Origin of the sequence: uncultured Polaribacter sp., from assembly GCF_947495205.1 — a bacterium.
In the GTDB taxonomy this organism is placed as follows: domain Bacteria; phylum Bacteroidota; class Bacteroidia; order Flavobacteriales; family Flavobacteriaceae; genus Polaribacter.
The window spans coordinates 71553-89804 of record NZ_CANLXV010000012.1 but is presented as its reverse complement, the minus strand read 5'-3'; the positions used below and the strand labels follow the sequence as shown (position 1 = coordinate 89804).

Below are 18252 nucleotides of genomic sequence, written 5' to 3'. Positions count from 1 at the left end.
TTGTATCTTTGCAATCTTAAACGTGATTATTAGAGAGATGCAAAACGTGGATAAAGTAATAGACGAAAAGGTACAAGGAAAAGCGCTTGTAACAGAACAAAAAAAAGAAAACACTAAAAAATTATTCATAGAAAGCTACGGCTGCCAAATGAATATGAACGATAGTGAAATTGTAGCCGCAATTTTAGATAAAGAAGGCTATAATACCACACAGGTTTTAGAAGAAGCAGATTTGGTTTTGGTAAATACTTGTTCTATTAGAGAAAAAGCAGAAACTACTGTTCGTAAACGTTTACAAAAATACAATAGAGTAAAAAGAGAAGTTAACAAAAACATGAAAGTAGGCGTTTTAGGCTGTATGGCAGAACGCTTAAAAGAAAAGTTTTTAGAAGAAGAAAAAATTGTAGACCTTGTTGTTGGACCAGATGCTTATAAAGATTTACCCAACTTGTTAGATGAAGTTTCTGAGGGTAGAAATGCCGTTAACGTTATTTTATCTAAAGATGAAACTTATGGCGATATTGCACCTGTACGTTTAAATTCTAATGGAGTTTCTGCATTTGTTTCTATTACAAGAGGTTGTGATAATATGTGTACTTTCTGCGTAGTGCCATTTACCAGAGGAAGAGAACGCAGCAGAGACCCAAAAAGTATTTTAGAAGAAATTGGTCAAATGGTAAACCAAAACTTTAAAGAAATTACTTTACTTGGCCAAAATGTAGATAGTTTTCTTTGGTATGGTGGTGGATTAAAAAAAGATTTTAAAAAAGCTTCTGAAATGGCACAGGCAACAGCGGTTGGTTTTGCTGAATTGTTAGATATGTGTGCTACAAAATATCCTAAAACCCGTTTCAGGTTTTCAACATCTAATCCACAAGACATGCATTTAGATGTAATTCATGTAATGGCAAAACATAAAAATATTTGCAAATACTTGCATTTACCTGTTCAAAGTGGTTCTAATGCCATGCTAAAAGCCATGAACAGACAACATACAAGAGAAGAATATATGGAATTGGTAGACAACATCTTTAAGATTGTTCCAGAAATGTCGCTTTCTCAAGATATGATTGTTGGTTTTTGTGGAGAAACAGAACAAGACCATCAAGACACATTAGACTTAATGCGTTATGTAAAATACGATTTTGGTTTTATGTTTGCTTATTCTGAAAGACCAGGAACTTTAGCTGGTAATAAAATGGAAGATGATGTACCTTTTGAAGTTAAAAAAAGACGTTTAGCAGAAGTTATAGAGCTACAACAAGAACACGCATTATACAGAACACAGCAACATTTAGGAAAAACAGAAGAATTTTTAATTGAAGGTACTTCTAAGAAAAACCCAAATCAATGGAAAGGAAGAAATACGCAAAATACAGTTGCCGTTTTTGATAAAGGAAACTACAAACTAGGAGATTTTGTAATGGTTAAAGTTGAAGATTGTACGTCTGCAACTTTAAAAGGTACTGTTGTTGGGTATTCTGATAATAATTAAAAAATAAGAAAAAAGGAAATTAGACAATAGAACATAGAAAAATGAGCCGTCTTTTCTCTTTATTCTATTTTCTCTATTCTAAAAAGAGATGGAAAACTTACAAGCAATAAAACAACGTTTTGGAATTATTGGAAACGATATTCATTTAAACCGTGCGCTAGAAAAAGCGGTACGAGTTGCGCCAACAGATATTTCTGTTTTAGTAACTGGAGAAAGTGGTGTTGGTAAAGAAAATATTCCTAAAATTATACATTCTTTATCACACAGAAAACACGCAAAATACATTGCTGTAAACTGTGGTGCAATTCCTGAAGGAACTATTGATAGCGAACTTTTTGGACATGAAAAAGGTTCTTTTACAGGTGCAACACAAGACAGAAAAGGATATTTTGAAGTAGCAGATGGTGGTACTATATTTTTAGATGAAGTTGGGGAATTACCACTAACTACTCAAGTGCGTTTGTTGCGTGTTTTAGAAAATGGAGAATTTATAAAAGTTGGTTCTTCTAAAACTCAAAAAACAGATGTTAGAATTGTAGCTGCAACCAATGTAAACATGCAAGCTGCAATAGAAAAAGAAAAATTTAGAGAAGATTTATATTATAGATTAAGTACCGTAGAAATAAATTTACCGGCTTTAAGAGACAGAAATGAAGATATTCATCTGTTGTTTCGCAAATTCGCATCAGACTTTGCACAAAAATACAGAATGCCTGCAATTCGTTTAGATGAAGATGCTGTTTATGCATTGTTAAAATATCGTTTTCCAGGTAATATTCGTCAATTAAAAAACCTAGCAGAACAAATTTCTGTGATTGAAGAAAGTAGAACAATTTCTGCAATTAAACTAAAGCAATATCTACCAAACAATACGGGTAATTTACCGGCAATTGTTGGCGGTAAAAAAGAAAACGATTTTTCTACGGAAAGAGACATTATGTATAAAATTTTATTTGATATGCGTAATGACATCAACGATTTAAAAAAGTTGACCTTAGACTTAATGAAAAATGGCAATATTGAAGAAGTTCAAGAAGAAAATCATCAACTTTTAGAAAAAATATATTCAGATCAAGAATTAAAAGAACATGATATTGAGGTTTTAAATATTCCACAAAAAACAAATACAACAGAAAAAGAGTACGATTTTATTGAAACTATAGAAGAAGACGAATCTTTATCTTTACAAGACAAAGAAATAGAAATGATTAAAAAATCATTAGAAAAAAACAATAATAAACGTAAATTGGCAGCTAAAGAATTGGGTATTTCTGAAAGAACATTGTACAGAAAAATTAAACAATACGATTTATAAGATCATTTTAAGTTTTAGTTTAAAACCTAATATTTCAATTTTAAAACTTCATATTACATGAAAAAATATAGCTATATTTCTTTATTTGCAATTTTAACATTACTTATAACCAGTTGTGGGTTTTATTCTTTTACAGGTGGTGATGTTGGTGATGCCAAAACGATTCAAATAGATTTTTTTCCAAATCAGGCGCCATTAATTGAGCCAACTTTAAGTCAGCAATTTACATTAGAATTGCAAGATTTATTTACCAGACAAACCAACCTAAACTTAGTACCAAATAATGGCGATTTACATTTTAGCGGAGAAATTACCGGTTATAGAATAGCGCCCATGAGCGCAAGCTCAGACCAAACTTCTGCTCAAAACAGACTTACAATTACAGTAGATGTTAGGTATGCAAATAAATTAGATGAAAAGAAAGATTTTGAACAATCCTTTTCTTTCTATTCAGATTATGCAGCATCTGCACAATTAACTGGCGCTGTGCAAGAAGCCGCTTTTAGAGAAATACTAGAAAGAATTACACAAGATATTTTTAATGCCTCAGTAGGTAAATGGTAAAATACCTTTTCTAACCTTACCAAAAGGGAAGAATACCTACAATTAAAATCATAAATTTTGAAATTAGATAGATTTACAAGTTTATTAGAAAACAAAGTTGAAATTCAGCAATTAGAAACTGCAGAATTAAAATCTATTTTAGAAGAATATCCTTATTTTCAATCGGCGAGAGCTTTATATCTAAAAGGTTTAAAAACTACAGATAGTTTTAAATATAATAATGAGTTAAAATTAACTGCTGCATACACTAAAGACAGAAGCATACTATTCGATTTTATTACCTCTACAGCGTTCCATACCAAAGAAAATATCCATCAGCAAATTTCTGATAAAATTTCTAATACAGAACAAACTTCAAAAGAAAAAACAGTACAAAAACACAGTGATAAAATTGATAAGGTTGCCGTTAAAGAAACTCTAGAAGTAGGCAAACCAATAGCCTTTTCGCCACAAGAAAGCTATTCTTTTAATCAATGGTTACAACTTTCAACCAGCAATAAAGTATTTAAAGCTCCAAAGAAAAAAGTAAATTTAAAAGAGGCTATTATTGATACTTTTATAGAAAAAAATCCAAAAATAGAACCTTTAGAAAAAGGTAAAAACTTAGTAGTTCCTGTAACTACAAACCAACAAGATGATGCACTAATGACAGAAACTTTAGCCAAAGTTTATTTAGAGCAAAAGAAATACGAAAATGCAATACAAGCTTATCGAATTTTAAGTTTGAAATATCCAGAAAAAAGTGGTTTCTTTGCAGACCAAATTAAAAGAATACAAATTTTACAAAAATAAAACACAATGAGTTATACAGCTTTTTTAATTCTTATTTTGATTGTAGCCATAGCTTTAATATTAATTGTTATGGTACAAAACCCTAAAGGCGGAGGTTTATCTTCTTCTTTTGGTGGCGGTGGTGCACAATCTTTAGGTGGTGTACAAAACACAAATAAATTTTTAGACAACACAACCTGGACTTTAGCAATTGCTATGTTTGCTTTAATTTTATTAGCAAATTTTGCAATTCCTAGAGATGGAGATAATAACTTTAAGTTAGACAATACTTTAGATGGTGTAGAAACTACAACACCCGCAGAAACACCTGCAACACAAGATGATGTTAAAGAATAACATCTTTTAAAAATCTTATCAAATGCCAACGTAATGACACGTTGGCATTTTTTTTTGCTTAAAACTAGCCTAAAAAAACAATCAAAGAAAAATTGTCAGATTTAATGAGTTGGCACAATTTCTGACTTATTGAGTGCATTAAAAATATTTTAATTATTCAAAATTTATATAAAAATGAGTGTAAACATTAAACCTTTAGCAGACAGAGTTCTTGTAGAACCTGCACCAGCAGAAACAACAACAGCATCTGGACTAATTATACCAGACAATGCCAAAGAAAAGCCTCAAAGAGGTACAGTAGTTGCCGTAGGAAATGGTAAAGTTGATGAGCCTTTAACTGTAAAAGTTGGAGATACCGTTTTATATGGAAAATATGGCGGAACAGATTTAAAATTAGACGGCGTAGATTATTTAATGATGCGTGAATCTGATATTTTGGCAATTATTTAAAAAAAGCTATTTGCTTTTGGCTATTCGCCTTTAGCAAACAAAAAACAAAAATTATAGGAAATAATCTTAGCAAATCGTGAAAGATTAACCGCAAAAAAACAAAAAACAATGGCAAAAGACATAAAATTTGATATAGAAGCTAGAGATGGCTTAAAACGTGGAGTAGATGCATTAGCAAATGCTGTAAAAGTAACTTTAGGACCAAAAGGTAGAAACGTAATTATTTCTAAAGCTTTTGGAGCACCTACTGTTACTAAAGATGGTGTTTCTGTAGCAAAAGAAGTAGAGCTAGAAAATGAGCTTGAAAACATGGGTGCTCAAATGGTAAAAGAAGTAGCTTCTAAAACTAACGACTTGGCTGGTGATGGAACTACAACAGCTACTGTTTTAGCACAAGCAATTGTAAAAGAAGGTTTAAAAAACGTTGCTGCAGGCGCAAATCCTATGGATTTGAAACGTGGTATTGATAAAGCTGTAGAAGTTATTGTTGCAGATTTAGAAAAGCAAACTCAAAAAGTTGGTAATTCTTCTGATAAAATTCAGCAAGTAGCAGCAATTTCTGCAAATAATGATAGTGTAATTGGAGACTTAATTGCAACAGCTTTTGGTAAAGTTGGTAAAGAAGGTGTAATTACTGTAGAAGAAGCTAAAGGAACAGATACGTATGTAGATGTTGTAGAAGGTATGCAGTTTGATAGAGGTTATTTATCGCCATACTTTGTTACAGATGCAGATAAAATGATTGCCGATTTAGAAAATCCGTATGTTTTATTATTTGACAAGAAAATTTCTAATTTACAAGAAATCTTACCAATATTAGAGCCTGTTTCTCAATCTGGTAGACCTTTATTAATTATTGCAGAAGATGTAGACGGACAAGCATTAGCAACTTTAGTAGTAAACAAATTACGTGGTGGATTAAAAATTGCAGCAGTTAAAGCACCAGGTTTTGGAGACAGAAGAAAAGCAATGTTAGAAGACATCGCTATTTTAACTGGCGGAACTGTAATTTCTGAAGAAAGAGGATTTTCTTTAGAAAACGCAACTTTAGATTTATTAGGTACTGCAGAAGGAATTACAATAGATAAAGACAATACAACCATTGTAAATGGTTCTGGAGATGCAGCTGCAATTAAAGCAAGAGTAGGTCAAATTAAATCTCAAATAGAAACAACTACATCTGATTACGATAAGGAAAAATTACAAGAACGTTTGGCTAAATTAGCTGGTGGTGTTGCTGTATTATATGTTGGTGCTGCCTCTGAAGTAGAAATGAAAGAGAAAAAAGACAGAGTTGATGATGCTTTACATGCTACAAGAGCTGCTGTTGAAGAAGGTATTGTTGCTGGTGGTGGTGTTGCTTTAGTGCGTGCTAAAAAAGTTTTAGAAAAATTAGCTACAGAAAACTTAGACGAAACTACAGGTGTACAAATTGTAAACAAAGCTATTGAAGCGCCTTTAAGAACAATTGTAGAAAATGCTGGTGGCGAAGGTTCTGTAGTAATTAACAAAGTTTTAGAAGGTAAAAAAGACTTTGGTTATGATGCAAAATCAGACAATTATGTAAATATGTTAGATGCTGGTATTATAGATCCTAAAAAAGTAACACGTGTTGCTTTAGAAAATGCAGCTTCTGTTGCTGGTATGATTCTTACCACAGAATGTGCTTTAATAGATATTAAAGAAGATGCTCCTGCTGGTGGTGGAATGCCTCCAATGGGTGGTGGAATGCCAGGAATGATGTAGTGGTGAATCACCACAGATAATTATTCTACTCTTATGTGAATAAACTATTTCTCTTCAACTTGTCATTTCGACATTGTAGAGAAGTCTGATAAAAAAATCCGTTAGAATTCATTTTCTAACGGATTTTTTAGTGATAACAAAAAAAGACCTCACAGCTTTTAAAAAGCTGTGAGGTCTAATATTCTATTAAAAACTTATTGTTAGAAAGAGCAAGTAAGCAGAGAACTAAAAACTATGCTTCCATCTTCTGCAACCAAGTTTTTACATCAACTTCTGCTTTTATAATGTCTTTTAAATCTGCAATAGCCACACGTTTTTGCTCCATAGTATCTCTATGACGAATGGTAACCGATTGATCTTCTAAAGAATCATGATCTACAGTAATACAAAATGGAGTACCTGCTGCATCTTGTCTTCTGTAACGCTTACCAACAGCATCTTTTTCATCATAAAACACATTAAAGTCCCATTTTAAATCGGCAACAATTTGTTTGGCAACCTCTGGTAAACCATCTTTTTTTACTAAAGGAAAAATAGCTGCTTTATATGGTGCTAAAACTGCAGGTAATTTTAAAACTGTCCTAGAAGTTCCGTTATCTAAAGCCTCTTCTTGTAAAGCTTTAGAAAAAACTGCTAAAAACATTCTATCTAAACCAATAGAAGTTTCTACTACATAAGGCACATAACTTTTATTTTCTTCGTGGTCAAAATATTGTAATTTCTTACCAGAATATTCTTCGTGTGCTTTTAAATCGAAATCTGTTCTTGAGTGAATTCCTTCTAATTCTTTAAATCCAAATGGGAAATTAAATTCAATATCTGCTGCTGCATCTGCATAATGCGCTAATTTATCATGATCATGAAAACGATAGTTTTCTGCGCCCATCCCTAGAGATAAATGCCATTTTAAACGCGTTTCTTTCCAGGAGTCATACCATTGTTTTTGTGTGCCTGGTTTTACAAAAAACTGCATTTCCATTTGTTCAAACTCACGCATTCTAAAAATAAATTGTCTTGCAACAATTTCATTTCTAAAGGCTTTACCGGTTTGTGCAATTCCAAAAGGAATTTTCATTCGCCCAGTTTTTTGCACATTTAAAAAGTTTACAAAAATACCTTGCGCTGTTTCTGGTCTTAAATACACTTGAGTAGAACTTTCTGCAGAAGCACCAATTTGAGTACCAAACATTAAGTTAAACTGCTTTACCTCTGTCCAATTTTTAGAACCAGAAACAGGACAGTTAATTCCTAAATCTTCAATTAGTTGTTTAAAACCAGCCAAATCACTTTCTTCCTGAACTCGAGTTAACTCTACTGTAATTTCGTCTATTTGTTTTTGACGTCGCAATACATTTTGATTGGTTGCTCTAAATTCTTCTTCATTAAAAGCATCTCCAAATCGTTTTTTTGCTTTGGTTATGTCTTTTTGAATTTTCTCGTTTATTTTTTCTCTAAAATCTTCAACCAAAACATCTGCTCTGTACCTTTTTTTAGAATCTTTATTGTCTATTAAAGGATCGTTAAAGGCATCTACATGTCCAGAAGCTTTCCAAGTGGTTGGGTGCATTAAAATAGAAGCATCTATACCTACAATGTTTTCGTGCATTTGCACCATTGCTTTCCACCAATACTCTCTTATATTCTTCTTTAACTCAACTCCGTTTTGAGCGTAATCGTAAACCGCGCTTAAACCATCATAAATCTCTGATGATTGAAATACATAACCGTATTCTTTTGCGTGCGATAATACCTTTTTAAATTGATCTTCTTGTTTTGCCATAATGCCGACAAAGATAAACGATTCGTAAAATTTTTCAATAAAAAAAAGAGTTCATTTTGCATTATAAAAAAAGTAAAACATGATATTTTAATATTGAAGATATTATAGTAAAACAGAATCATCATTTTTATGTATATTGAAAACAAAAAGTGCTATTAAAATCTCTTAAAGACTTATTTTATATTTTCTATCCAAAATTATGCGCTAATTGCGAAAATCAATTGGTTGCAAATGAAAATATATTGTGTACTTTTTGCAGACACGATTTACCTTTAACTAATTTTGCAAATTATACGGATAACAAAGTTGCAAAAACATTTTACGGAAGAGTAAGTATAGAAAAAGCTTACGCCTTGTTATTTTTTAGAAAAGAAGGAATTACCAAAAAACTAATTCACGAATTAAAGTACAAAGATAATGAAGACATTGGTGTTTTCTTTGGAAATTGGTTGGGTGAAGTATTTGCAGAAAATAACGGTTTTAAAGAAATTGATTGCATAATACCTGTGCCATTGCATTCCAAAAGAAAAAAAGAAAGAGGCTACAACCAAGTCTATAAATTTGGTTTAAAAATTAGCGAACACCTTCAAAAACCTTTAATTGAACATATTTTATTAAGAAAATTTGCAGGCAAAACCCAAACTTTTAAATCTCGTTTTGAACGATTTAACGACTTAGATACTAAGTTTTTCTTAAAAAATACTTCCTACTTTGAAAACAAACATGTTTTGCTGGTAGATGATGTAATTACAACAGGTGCAACTATTGAAGCTTGTGCAAAAGAACTTCAAAAAACAAAAAACATTAAAGTAAGTGTCTTAAGCATTGCTTTTACGGAATAAGTTTTATGATTTTAAATGAAAAATATGTTGTTAATTTGTATAAAATTTAATTTCAGTGAAGCAAATAGTAAACTTTTTTATTTGTATTGTAGGTTGCCTTTTACTTACTAATTGTGCAAAAACGGGAAGACCAGATGGTGGTCCTAAAGACGAAAATGCACCAATTTTTGTTACAGCTAATCCACCTTATGAAACCCTTAATTTTAGCAAAAAAGAAATAAAACTTTATTTTGACGAATTTGTAAAAACAAAAGATTTAAACAAACAATTGGTAGTTTCTCCACCATTAAAAAATCCACTTTTAATTACACCTCAAGGTACTGCAAGTAAATTTTTAACTATAGAAATCTTAGACAGCTTAAAACCAAACTCAACCTATATTTTTAATTTAGGAAACGCCATACAAGATAATAATGAAGGTAATACTTTAGAAGGTTTTAAATATGTATTTTCTACAGGGAATTATATTGATTCTTTAACAACTTCTGGCGCTATTTCTGATGCATTTAAAAACACAAACCCTAAAAGAACAAATTTAGGTTTATATAGAATAGATAGCACCTACACAGACTCTATAGTATACAAAGAAAAACCAAATTATGTTGCAACAGCATTAGACACAACGTTCTTTAAATTTACAAATTTAAGAAAAGGTAAATATTTTTTAATTGCCTTAGAAGAATCAAACATCAATTACATTTTTAATCCAAAAACAGATAAAATTGGTTTTTATTCAGACACTTTATATTTACCCAAAGACAGTATTTTAATAAAAGACACCAAACTTTTTAAAGAAATTCAACCTTATAAATTTAAAAGAGCTAAAGAGGTTACTAAAGGTAAAATTGAATTTGGTTATGAAGGAAAAATTAAAGATTTAAAAGTAAATTTACTTTCTAAAGTACCAGATTCTTTTAGAAGTGTAGCTAAGTTAGATTTAGAAAAGGATACTTTAAATTATTGGCATACACCAATTCAGGCAGATTCTTTAAACTTTACAGTTGCTAATGCAAATTTTTTAGATACTGTAACCGTTTTTCTTAGAAAAAAGAAAATAGATTCTTTAAAACTTTCAACCAACATTAATGGCGTTTTACATTTTAGAGACACCTTTTTTATTAAAGGGAATAACCCAATAAATCTTATAGATAGCACTAAAATTGTAATTACCAATAAAGATACTTTAAATGTTTCTTTTAAAAATTTTGTATCTCAAAAAGAAAATAAAATAGGTTTTTTGTTTGACATCAAACAAAAAGAAAAGTACAACATTAAAATATTACCAGGTACTTTTAAAGATATTTTTAATACAGAAAATGATACTCTAAATTACAATATTAGAACTAAAGAACTAGAAGATTACGGCAGAATCACTTTAGATATCGTCAACATAAAAAATAAAAATTTAATTATTGATTTACTTTCAGGAAATGAAAAAGATCAAATTATTGAACGTGTTTACGTTAAAAACTCTAAACAACTAGTTTTTGATCTTTTAGAACCTAAAAAATATTATTTTAGAGCAATAGTAGATAAGAATAACAATAAGATCTGGGACACTGGTAATTTTTTAAAGAAACAACAACCTGAGGAAGTTATTTATTTTAAACAAGAATTAGAAGTTAGAGCAAATAACTTTTTAGAAGGAAATGTGTTTACAATTAAATAGTACTTTGTTTTGATTAAAGAAAAAAAACATTTACTTTTGATTTAAACATTAGACCCCTATATCTTGAAAACTTCCATTACAATTCTTTTTGTAATTGTTTGTATTCTAAAATTTAACGCACAACATTACACTCATGAAATTGGTGTATTTGTGGGTTCAACTAGTTTACAATCAGATTACGGCCAAAGAGGCCACTTTAAAAGTGAAATAAAAAACACTGACCTTTCATTTTCTGTATCGCATTATCTAAGTTTTTACAACCGTACATTACGTTGGGACCCTAACAATGTGTTGCATAATCATTTAATGGTTAAAACTGAGTTACAGTATATAAAAAGTACAAACTTAGAACATGTTGGTAAATGGGCCGAAAAACAAAGTATAGGAGGAGCCAAGTTAAGAGCCATGAAAGGAAGCGTTAATATGTTTAACGTAGGTATAAATTTAGAATATTATTTAAACCCTTTAGAAGAGTTTATATATCCTCACTCAGATATGCTGCTTAATCCATTCTTTACGTTTGGTGCACAATACTCATTTTATAACAATGATTTAAGATCTGAATTGGGTGACTGGACTCAAGACCCTTCTGTACTTCCAAACAAATACCAAGATCCCAATCATTTAAGTATAGGTAAAGGAGAAACCTTTGCTTTTAATGTAGGTATTGGTACAAGAATAAAAATAACAGAAGAGTTAGATCTTGTGCCTCAAGTAAATTATATTTATTTTTTAACAGATGAATTAGATGGTTTAATTGCTGATGTTTTTGAAAATAGAAATAACGAATGGGCTTTTAATTTTCAAATTGGTTTAATATATCACCTAAACTTTAGTTACCCTTTGTTTGATTAAAAAAACAATGGGGTAAATTAATTATGAAACTATCCTAAAAACTGTGCAAGTTTAAAAAAACAGGATTAAATTACTCATAATTTAATCCTGTTTTTAAATAAAGCTAAAATGAGTTTAAATTAATTTTCCAGCTTCTAATTTCTATTTTTTAAATCATTATCAAAACAATTAAATAAGCAGCTTACATAGGCCTGTTTTTAATTGTTAATTACATTATTTGTGATACACTAATACTTCTTGAAACAGCGAAAATAGACACATAAAAACTATAGAGTTCTAGTAATTATTGCACAACATAACTATAACTCATTCTTTTGGCATGCAGAGAAAAAAAACTACATTTTCAAAACCCTCTAATGCACTCTACCTTTGATATATAATCATTGAATAAAAAGAACTTTAGACATATTGAAGAACTAGTTTTTTACTGTCTTTAAATTAGTTTTTAACTACTTTTTAATGTACTTCATTGCAAATTACTGCAGTACTTACTTTATATTAATTCCAAGATAAAGCGCATCAGATATACCTGCTAAAATCATTTCAACTCCTAGTTTATTCAGTAGTTTGATAAAGCTGATGAGTACTGCACCTTGTTATATTGTTTTCATAAATCGTGGTTCAATAAATCACCTATTCCCTTTGATAATTAAAATTTAATAAAAATAAAAAACTCAAGATATTATTTATCTTGAGTTTTTTGAGCATTACAACTAACAAAGTATTTTTTTTTAATTTGAATTACATCAACTATTTATCTTTACTATCAATAAAAAAGTTAGTTAATGTTTTAGGGTATTTCAGCACATATTTATCTGCAATTTTAAATGTTTTTTCTAACATTTTTACATCCAACAATACATTCCGTTTTACAACTGGAGATACCTTGTGTTTTGGAAGTATTTTTTTAAATGGATTATTCATTATTTTTTTTACAACTCTTCGTATATTTTAATAGCTTTCTCTTTTGCTCTTTTTAAACGCATTTTAACAGCACTTTCTCCTATATTTAATACTTCTTTTATCTCTTTAATACTCTTATCATCTTGGTATTTCATTAATAAAATCATTTTATCTGCAGGGTCTAAAATCGCTAAAGCTTTCACCAATTTTGTAGATTTTAATTCTAGAAGAGATTTATCTTCTTGTTCCTCAAAATCTGTATTATCTTTAATTACATCTGTAACAACCGTAATTTTCTCTTTCTTCTTATGGCTGTTTCTTTGCACATAATTCACACAAAAATTGTAAGTAAACGAATACAACCAAGTAGAAAACTTTGCGTTCCCTTTAAAAGTTCTTAATTTAACAAACAACCTTACAAAAACGTCTTGCATTAAATCTTCCGCCTCTTCTTTACTTTTAGAAAATCCATAACACTTATTATAAACAACGCTAGAAAAACGATCATATAATGTTGCAAATAATTCTGTATTATTAGTTTTTACTATTTCGAAGACTAATTCTTCATCGGTAATTTGTAATGCTAAAGTTTTCACTGTTCCTTGGTTTTTATGACACGAAGAAATAAAATAAGTCACATTTATTTTTTTTAAAAAGTTAAATGGTAAAATCTTATCGATGAACGGTACAAAAACTACTTTTTAGTTTTTTACAAACTAGCATGTTTTAAAAATAATTTGAAAAAAAATATTTTTTTTGTAACAAAACCATCTATTGTTGCGTATAAATAAATGCGAGTCTATTATAATCCTTAAAAACTCGCGAACAAATAATATGAGACAGCTTAAAATTACCAAGCAGGTTACCAATAGAGAAACTGCATCACTAGACAAATATTTACAAGAAATAGGTAAAGTAGATTTAATTACGGCAGATGAAGAGGTAGAATTAGCACAACTTATTAAAGCAGGAGACCAAAGAGCTCTAGAAAAATTAACAAAAGCAAACTTGCGTTTTGTAGTTTCTGTTGCAAAACAATACCAAAACCAAGGTTTAACTTTACCCGATTTAATTAATGAAGGTAACTTAGGTTTAATTAAAGCAGCAAAACGTTTTGATGAAACTAGAGGTTTTAAATTTATATCTTACGCCGTTTGGTGGATTCGTCAATCTATATTACAAGCGTTAGCAGAGCAATCTCGTATTGTGCGTTTACCTTTAAACAAGATTGGCTCTATTAATAAAATTAATAAAATGTATGCTTTCTTAGAGCAAGAAAATGAGCGCCCACCAAGTGCAGAAGAAATTGCTAAGAAACTAGACATGACGGTTAATGACGTAAAGGAATCTATGAAAAATTCTGGACGTCATGTATCTATGGATGCACCACTAATTGAAGGTGAAGATTCTAATTTATACGATGTTTTAAACTCTGGTGAATCTCCAAATCCAGATAGAGTTTTATTACATGAATCTTTACGAATAGAAATAAACAGAGCATTAGAAACACTTACACCACGTGAAGCAGATGTTGTGAAATTATACTTTGGTTTAGGTGAACACCAACCAATGACTTTAGAAGAAATTGGTGAAACTTTTGATTTGACTCGTGAACGTGTGCGTCAAATTAAAGAAAAAGCAATTAGAAGATTAAAACATACTTCTAGATCTAAAATTTTAATGACTTATTTAGGGTAATTGTTACCTGAATACATTTTACAAAACTCCCAAGTTCACTTTTGGGAGTTCTTTTGTTTTTAAAGATAGTCTAATATTTTCTTAAAAAACAAAAATTATAAACTGATAAAATATACTTGAATAGTTTACTAACAAACCAGTTAATTTAAAATAAAAATCATTAGAATTTCTAAGCATTTTTATTCCGAATTTTCATAATTATTTTAACACAATCAAATAACTATCGGTTTCTTAGTATCTTTGCAAAAATCAAAATAAAATAATGAGTAATTTATTAGCTCCATCTGTTTTAGCAGCAGACTTTGCCAACTTACAAAGAGATATAGAAATGGTAAATAATAGTGAAGCAGATTGGTTTCACATAGATATTATGGATGGTACATTTGTACCAAATATATCTTTTGGTATGCCCGTTTTAAAAGCAATTACCAAACATGCTACAAAAACCATAGATGTACATTTAATGATTGTAAATCCAGATAAGTACATACAAACTTTTGCAGATTTAGGAGCAGATATTTTAACTGTACATTATGAAGCTTGTACACATTTACACAGGACTATACAAGCTATAAAAGCTGCCGGCATGAAAGCTGGTGTTGCCTTAAACCCGCACACTCCCATTGCCGTTTTAGAAGACATTATTACCGATTTAGATTTGGTTTGTATTATGAGTGTGAATCCAGGTTTTGGCGGTCAATCTTTTATTGAAAACACCTACAAAAAAGTTAGTCAATTAAAACAGTTAATAACGTTTTCTAATTCCAATTGTCAAATAGAAATAGATGGTGGCGTTACAAACCAAAATGCAAATGAATTAATAGAAGCTGGTGCTAATATTTTAGTGGCTGGTAGTTATGTTTTTGGTGCAGAAAACCCAACAGAAACTATTGCAGATTTAAAAAATATAATGGCGTAAATTGTATGCAGTTGTAGACATAGAAACCACGGGAAATGGCTATAAAGGTCAAAAAATCACAGAAATTTCTGTGCTGGTTTTTAATGGAGAAACAATAATAAATGAGTTTACTTCTTTAGTAAATCCAGAACAAAATATACCACCATTTATTACCAATCTTACAGGCATTACAAATGCCATGGTTAGAAACGCGCCTAAGTTTTTTGAAATTGCACAACAAGTAGAAAAAATAACAAAAGATTTAATTTTTGTTGCCCACAATGTAAATTTCGATTATAATATTATTAAATCAGAATTTAACAGTTTAGGTTTTAATTGGAAACGTAAAAAACTGTGTACAGTAAGATTAACCAGAAAAATAATGCCTGGGCTACCTTCTTATAGTTTGGGCAACATTTGTGCTGGAGAAAACATACCTATAAACGGCAGACATAGAGCTAAAGGTGATGCTGAAGCTACCGTAGAATTGTTAAAAAGATTAATTGCCAGAGATCAAAATTTTACCATCAATTCTTTTTTAAATCCAAAATCTAGACAAGCCACTTTACCCTCACTTTTAGATAAGGAAACCATAGATAATTTACCCGAAAAAGCAGGAGTTTATTTTTTTAAAGATGCCACTAAAAAGATAATTTATGTGGGAAAAGCCATTAATATTAAACAGCGAGTAATCAGTCATTTTTACAACAAAAAGAAAAAAGAACAGCAAATGTGCTTAGAAATTGCACATATAGATTTTACAGAAACTGGTAGCGAGTTACTAGCTCTTTTGTTAGAATCTTCAGAAATAAAAAAACAATATCCAAAATACAATTTTGCTCAAAAAAACAAAAGGGAAGCCATTGGTTTATTTGCTTATGAAGATCAAAAAGGAGTAATTCATTTAGCTTTTAATAAGTTAAAACTGGTGCCAAATCCGTTAATTACGTTTTTTACCAACACGGCTTGTAGAAAATTTTTAGAACATTTGTGCGAAGAATTTGTACTTTGTCCTAAATACTGTCATTTACAAACCAATGTTTCGCGTTGTTTTCATCATCAATTAAAAACCTGTAAAGGCGTTTGTTGTAATGAAGAATCCGTAGAAAAATATAACTTAAGAGTACAAAAAGCAATAAGGTCTATTGGTATTGGGGCTACCAATATGGTAATTAAAGAAAAAGGAAGAACAAAAAATGAACTTGGTTTTGCCTTAATCTTAGAAGGCAACTATAAAGGCATTGGTTATATTGATAAGGTACAAGAAGAAACATTAACCCAACCAGAAGATTATCAATTTTATGTAGAACCCAAAAGAGACAATAGTGATATTCAGAAGATATTGGGTGCATATCTTAGAAAGAAAAGTAAATTAGAAGCAGAAAATAATGGAAAAATCAGCATATAAAATACATATTATTGGTTCAGGAATTAGCGGTCTAATTGCTGCGCAAGTTTTAGAAAACTTTGGCTACCATCCAACTATTATAGAAGCTTCTAAAACTGTGGGTGGCCGTGTAAAATCAGATATTGTAAATGGTTTTACTTTAGACCATGGTTTTCAAGTATTGCTTACTTCTTATCCTGCTGTACAAAAATATTTAGATTATAAGGCTTTAGAATTGCAAGAGTTTTTGCCAGGTGCTGCTATTTTTAAAAATCAAAAAATAGAAACTATTGGCGATCCATTAAGAAATTTCTCATTACTGCTGCCAACATTATGCAGTAAAATAGGTTCTTTTTCTGATAAAATTAAAATCTTAAAATTAAATACCTTTTTAAAGAAAAAGAAAATTACTTCCATTTTTACTGAAGAAGAAAAAACAACGCTTCAATATTTAAAAGATTTTGGTTTTTCAGATGCAATTATAAACAATTTCTTTACGCCTTTTTTTAGTGGTATTTTTCTTGAACCCAATTTAGAGACTTCTAGTAGAATGTTTGAGTTTGTTTATAAAATGTTTGGAAATGGTTTGGCCGTTTTACCTAAAAAAGGAATTCAAGAAATACCAAACCAATTACAATCTAAATTAAAAAATACAGAATTTCTATTTAATACTAAAGTAAAAGAAGTCAAAGACAAAAGTGTAATCTTAGAAAACAACAATGTTCTAGAGAGCCACATTACTATAATAGCAACAGATGCAAGTCCTTTAATAGCAAATCTAAAAAACCAAGAAACGTTATGGAAAAGTTGCGACACGCTTTACTTTGAAACAGAAAAAAGAGTAATTGCGAAACCTTTAATTGGTTTAATAACAACTAAAAGTGCGCTAATCAATAATATATTTTATCATACTAGCATATCTAATGCTTCTACGAATAGTAAAGAATTATTGTCTGTAACCATTGTAAAACAACACAATTTAAATGAAGCAGATTTAGTTTTAAAAGTAACCCAAGAATTAAAAACCATATGTAATATACCTAATGTGCAGTTTATAAAACATTATAAAATTAAAAAAGCGCTGCCAAAATTAATCAATTTACAATATGAAATTTCTAGTACAGAAACCAAGTTAAAGCCAACAATATTTTTAGCAGGAGACCAGTTATTAAACGGTTCTTTAAATGCTGCCATGATTTCTGGAGAACGAGCTGCTTTAGGTGTTATACAAACTTTAGAAGACGGTTTAATTGCAGATGAACTTACTTCTGAATATAACTAAATAAAAAAAAAGCAAACAAAAACGTGACTTTTTTAATAAGACTGTGTCATATTAATGAATAAATAAAATTTAGTTTGTACTTTTGCCAAAAATGCTAAGAGATTAAGGAACAGCATTCTTTGAGTTTTTCATTACACTTCCCCCACATAAATTGTATTATAAAATACTTTGATAAAAGGTAAATACAATTTAAAATTACGTTAAAATAAAAAAGTATTAAAATAAGTTTTTAAAAAAACT

General features: G+C 29.9%; 17 protein-coding genes. 14 read left to right on the top strand and 3 right to left on the bottom strand.

Features of this window, described 5'->3' with window-relative positions:
- Positions 1-37 precede the first annotated feature (37 nt).
- The 7 genes from miaB to groL all read left to right on the top strand — a co-directional run bounded on the left by miaB (position 38) and on the right by groL (position 6698).
- Positions 38-1495 (top strand): tRNA (N6-isopentenyl adenosine(37)-C2)-methylthiotransferase MiaB, encoded by a 1458-nt coding sequence (miaB, locus tag Q0762_RS11960; protein ID WP_298767165.1) that lies wholly within the window; start codon positions 38-40, stop codon positions 1493-1495.
- 88 nt (positions 1496-1583) lie between these two features.
- Positions 1584-2810, top strand: a complete 1227-nt coding sequence (locus tag Q0762_RS11955; protein ID WP_298767133.1) for a sigma-54 dependent transcriptional regulator — start codon at positions 1584-1586, stop codon at positions 2808-2810.
- Between the two features lie 57 nt (positions 2811-2867).
- Positions 2868-3374 (top strand): LPS assembly lipoprotein LptE, encoded by a 507-nt coding sequence (gene lptE, locus Q0762_RS11950; RefSeq protein ID WP_298767132.1) that lies wholly within the window; start codon positions 2868-2870, stop codon positions 3372-3374.
- A gap of 57 nt (positions 3375-3431) precedes the next feature.
- Positions 3432-4166, top strand: a complete 735-nt coding sequence (locus Q0762_RS11945) for a hypothetical protein (RefSeq protein ID WP_298767131.1) — start codon at positions 3432-3434, stop codon at positions 4164-4166.
- Between the two features lie 6 nt (positions 4167-4172).
- On the top strand, positions 4173-4502 hold the full coding sequence (gene secG / locus Q0762_RS11940) for a preprotein translocase subunit SecG (RefSeq protein WP_298767130.1): 330 nt from the start codon (positions 4173-4175) through the stop codon (positions 4500-4502).
- Between the two features lie 174 nt (positions 4503-4676).
- On the top strand, positions 4677-4952 hold the full coding sequence (locus tag Q0762_RS11935) for a co-chaperone GroES (RefSeq protein WP_298767129.1): 276 nt from the start codon (positions 4677-4679) through the stop codon (positions 4950-4952).
- Positions 4953-5060: 108 nt separating this feature from the next.
- Complete coding sequence (groL, locus tag Q0762_RS11930) at positions 5061-6698, top strand: chaperonin GroEL (protein WP_298767128.1); 1638 nt, start codon at positions 5061-5063, stop codon at positions 6696-6698.
- 232 nt (positions 6699-6930) lie between these two features.
- Here groL and Q0762_RS11925 read toward each other — a convergent pair whose 3' ends face one another.
- Positions 6931-8478 carry a glycine--tRNA ligase gene (locus Q0762_RS11925; RefSeq protein WP_298767127.1) on the bottom strand — a complete coding sequence of 516 codons (1548 nt, stop codon included), beginning with the start codon at positions 8476-8478 and terminating at the stop codon, positions 6931-6933.
- A 149-nt stretch (positions 8479-8627) separates the two neighbouring features.
- On the opposite strand from Q0762_RS11925, the gene Q0762_RS11920 reads away from it, so the two are divergent.
- The 3 genes from Q0762_RS11920 (at position 8628) to Q0762_RS11910 (ending at position 11844) form a co-directional block, all read left to right on the top strand.
- Positions 8628-9320 (top strand): ComF family protein, encoded by a 693-nt coding sequence (locus Q0762_RS11920; RefSeq protein WP_298767126.1) that lies wholly within the window; start codon positions 8628-8630, stop codon positions 9318-9320.
- A gap of 55 nt (positions 9321-9375) precedes the next feature.
- On the top strand, positions 9376-10989 hold the full coding sequence (locus tag Q0762_RS11915; protein ID WP_298767125.1) for an Ig-like domain-containing protein: 1614 nt from the start codon (positions 9376-9378) through the stop codon (positions 10987-10989).
- Between the two features lie 63 nt (positions 10990-11052).
- Entirely contained in the window at positions 11053-11844 is a 792-nt protein-coding gene (locus Q0762_RS11910) for a hypothetical protein (RefSeq protein WP_298767124.1), read from the top strand.
- 750 nt (positions 11845-12594) lie between these two features.
- On the opposite strand, the gene Q0762_RS11905 is transcribed toward Q0762_RS11910, so the two are convergent.
- Positions 12595-12768, bottom strand: a complete 174-nt coding sequence (locus tag Q0762_RS11905; protein ID WP_298767123.1) for a hypothetical protein — start codon at positions 12766-12768, stop codon at positions 12595-12597.
- Between the two features lie 8 nt (positions 12769-12776).
- Positions 12777-13343, bottom strand: coding sequence for a sigma-70 family RNA polymerase sigma factor (locus tag Q0762_RS11900; protein WP_298767122.1), 567 nt, complete (start codon positions 13341-13343; stop codon positions 12777-12779).
- A 238-nt stretch (positions 13344-13581) separates the two neighbouring features.
- Between Q0762_RS11900 and Q0762_RS11895 the strand changes: the two genes are divergently transcribed.
- From Q0762_RS11895 to Q0762_RS11880, 4 genes are all read left to right on the top strand, one after another.
- Positions 13582-14445 carry an RNA polymerase sigma factor RpoD/SigA gene (locus tag Q0762_RS11895; RefSeq protein ID WP_018942691.1) on the top strand — a complete coding sequence of 288 codons (864 nt, stop codon included), beginning with the start codon at positions 13582-13584 and terminating at the stop codon, positions 14443-14445.
- 262 nt (positions 14446-14707) lie between these two features.
- Positions 14708-15364, top strand: coding sequence for a ribulose-phosphate 3-epimerase (gene rpe / locus Q0762_RS11890; RefSeq protein WP_298767120.1), 657 nt, complete (start codon positions 14708-14710; stop codon positions 15362-15364).
- 1 nt (position 15365) lies between these two features.
- A complete protein-coding gene (locus tag Q0762_RS11885) occupies positions 15366-16751 on the top strand; it encodes an exonuclease domain-containing protein (RefSeq protein WP_298767119.1) in 1386 nt (461 codons plus the stop codon).
- Positions 16732-18012, top strand: a complete 1281-nt coding sequence (locus tag Q0762_RS11880; protein ID WP_298767118.1) for an FAD-dependent oxidoreductase — start codon at positions 16732-16734, stop codon at positions 18010-18012. The genes Q0762_RS11885 and Q0762_RS11880 overlap by 20 nt, the downstream gene beginning before the upstream one ends.
- The last annotated feature ends 240 nt before the right edge of the window (positions 18013-18252 follow it).

Excerpts from the sequence above, each read along its gene's own strand:
- Q0762_RS11935 (WP_298767129.1), top strand. The coding sequence starts at position 4,677 with ATGAGTGTAAACATTAAACCTTTAGCAGACAGAGTTCTTGTAGAACCT.
- miaB (WP_298767165.1), top strand. The coding sequence starts at position 38 with ATGCAAAACGTGGATAAAGTAATAGACGAAAAGGTACAAGGAAAAGCG.
- groL (WP_298767128.1), top strand. The coding sequence starts at position 5,061 with ATGGCAAAAGACATAAAATTTGATATAGAAGCTAGAGATGGCTTAAAA.
- Q0762_RS11925 (WP_298767127.1), bottom strand. The coding sequence starts at position 8,478 with ATGGCAAAACAAGAAGATCAATTTAAAAAGGTATTATCGCACGCAAAA.
- lptE (WP_298767132.1), top strand. The coding sequence starts at position 2,868 with ATGAAAAAATATAGCTATATTTCTTTATTTGCAATTTTAACATTACTT.
- Q0762_RS11905 (WP_298767123.1), bottom strand. The coding sequence starts at position 12,768 with ATGAATAATCCATTTAAAAAAATACTTCCAAAACACAAGGTATCTCCA.
- Q0762_RS11895 (WP_018942691.1), top strand. The coding sequence starts at position 13,582 with ATGAGACAGCTTAAAATTACCAAGCAGGTTACCAATAGAGAAACTGCA.
- Q0762_RS11880 (WP_298767118.1), top strand. The coding sequence starts at position 16,732 with ATGGAAAAATCAGCATATAAAATACATATTATTGGTTCAGGAATTAGC.
- Q0762_RS11955 (WP_298767133.1), top strand. The coding sequence starts at position 1,584 with ATGGAAAACTTACAAGCAATAAAACAACGTTTTGGAATTATTGGAAAC.
- secG (WP_298767130.1), top strand. The coding sequence starts at position 4,173 with ATGAGTTATACAGCTTTTTTAATTCTTATTTTGATTGTAGCCATAGCT.
- rpe (WP_298767120.1), top strand. The coding sequence starts at position 14,708 with ATGAGTAATTTATTAGCTCCATCTGTTTTAGCAGCAGACTTTGCCAAC.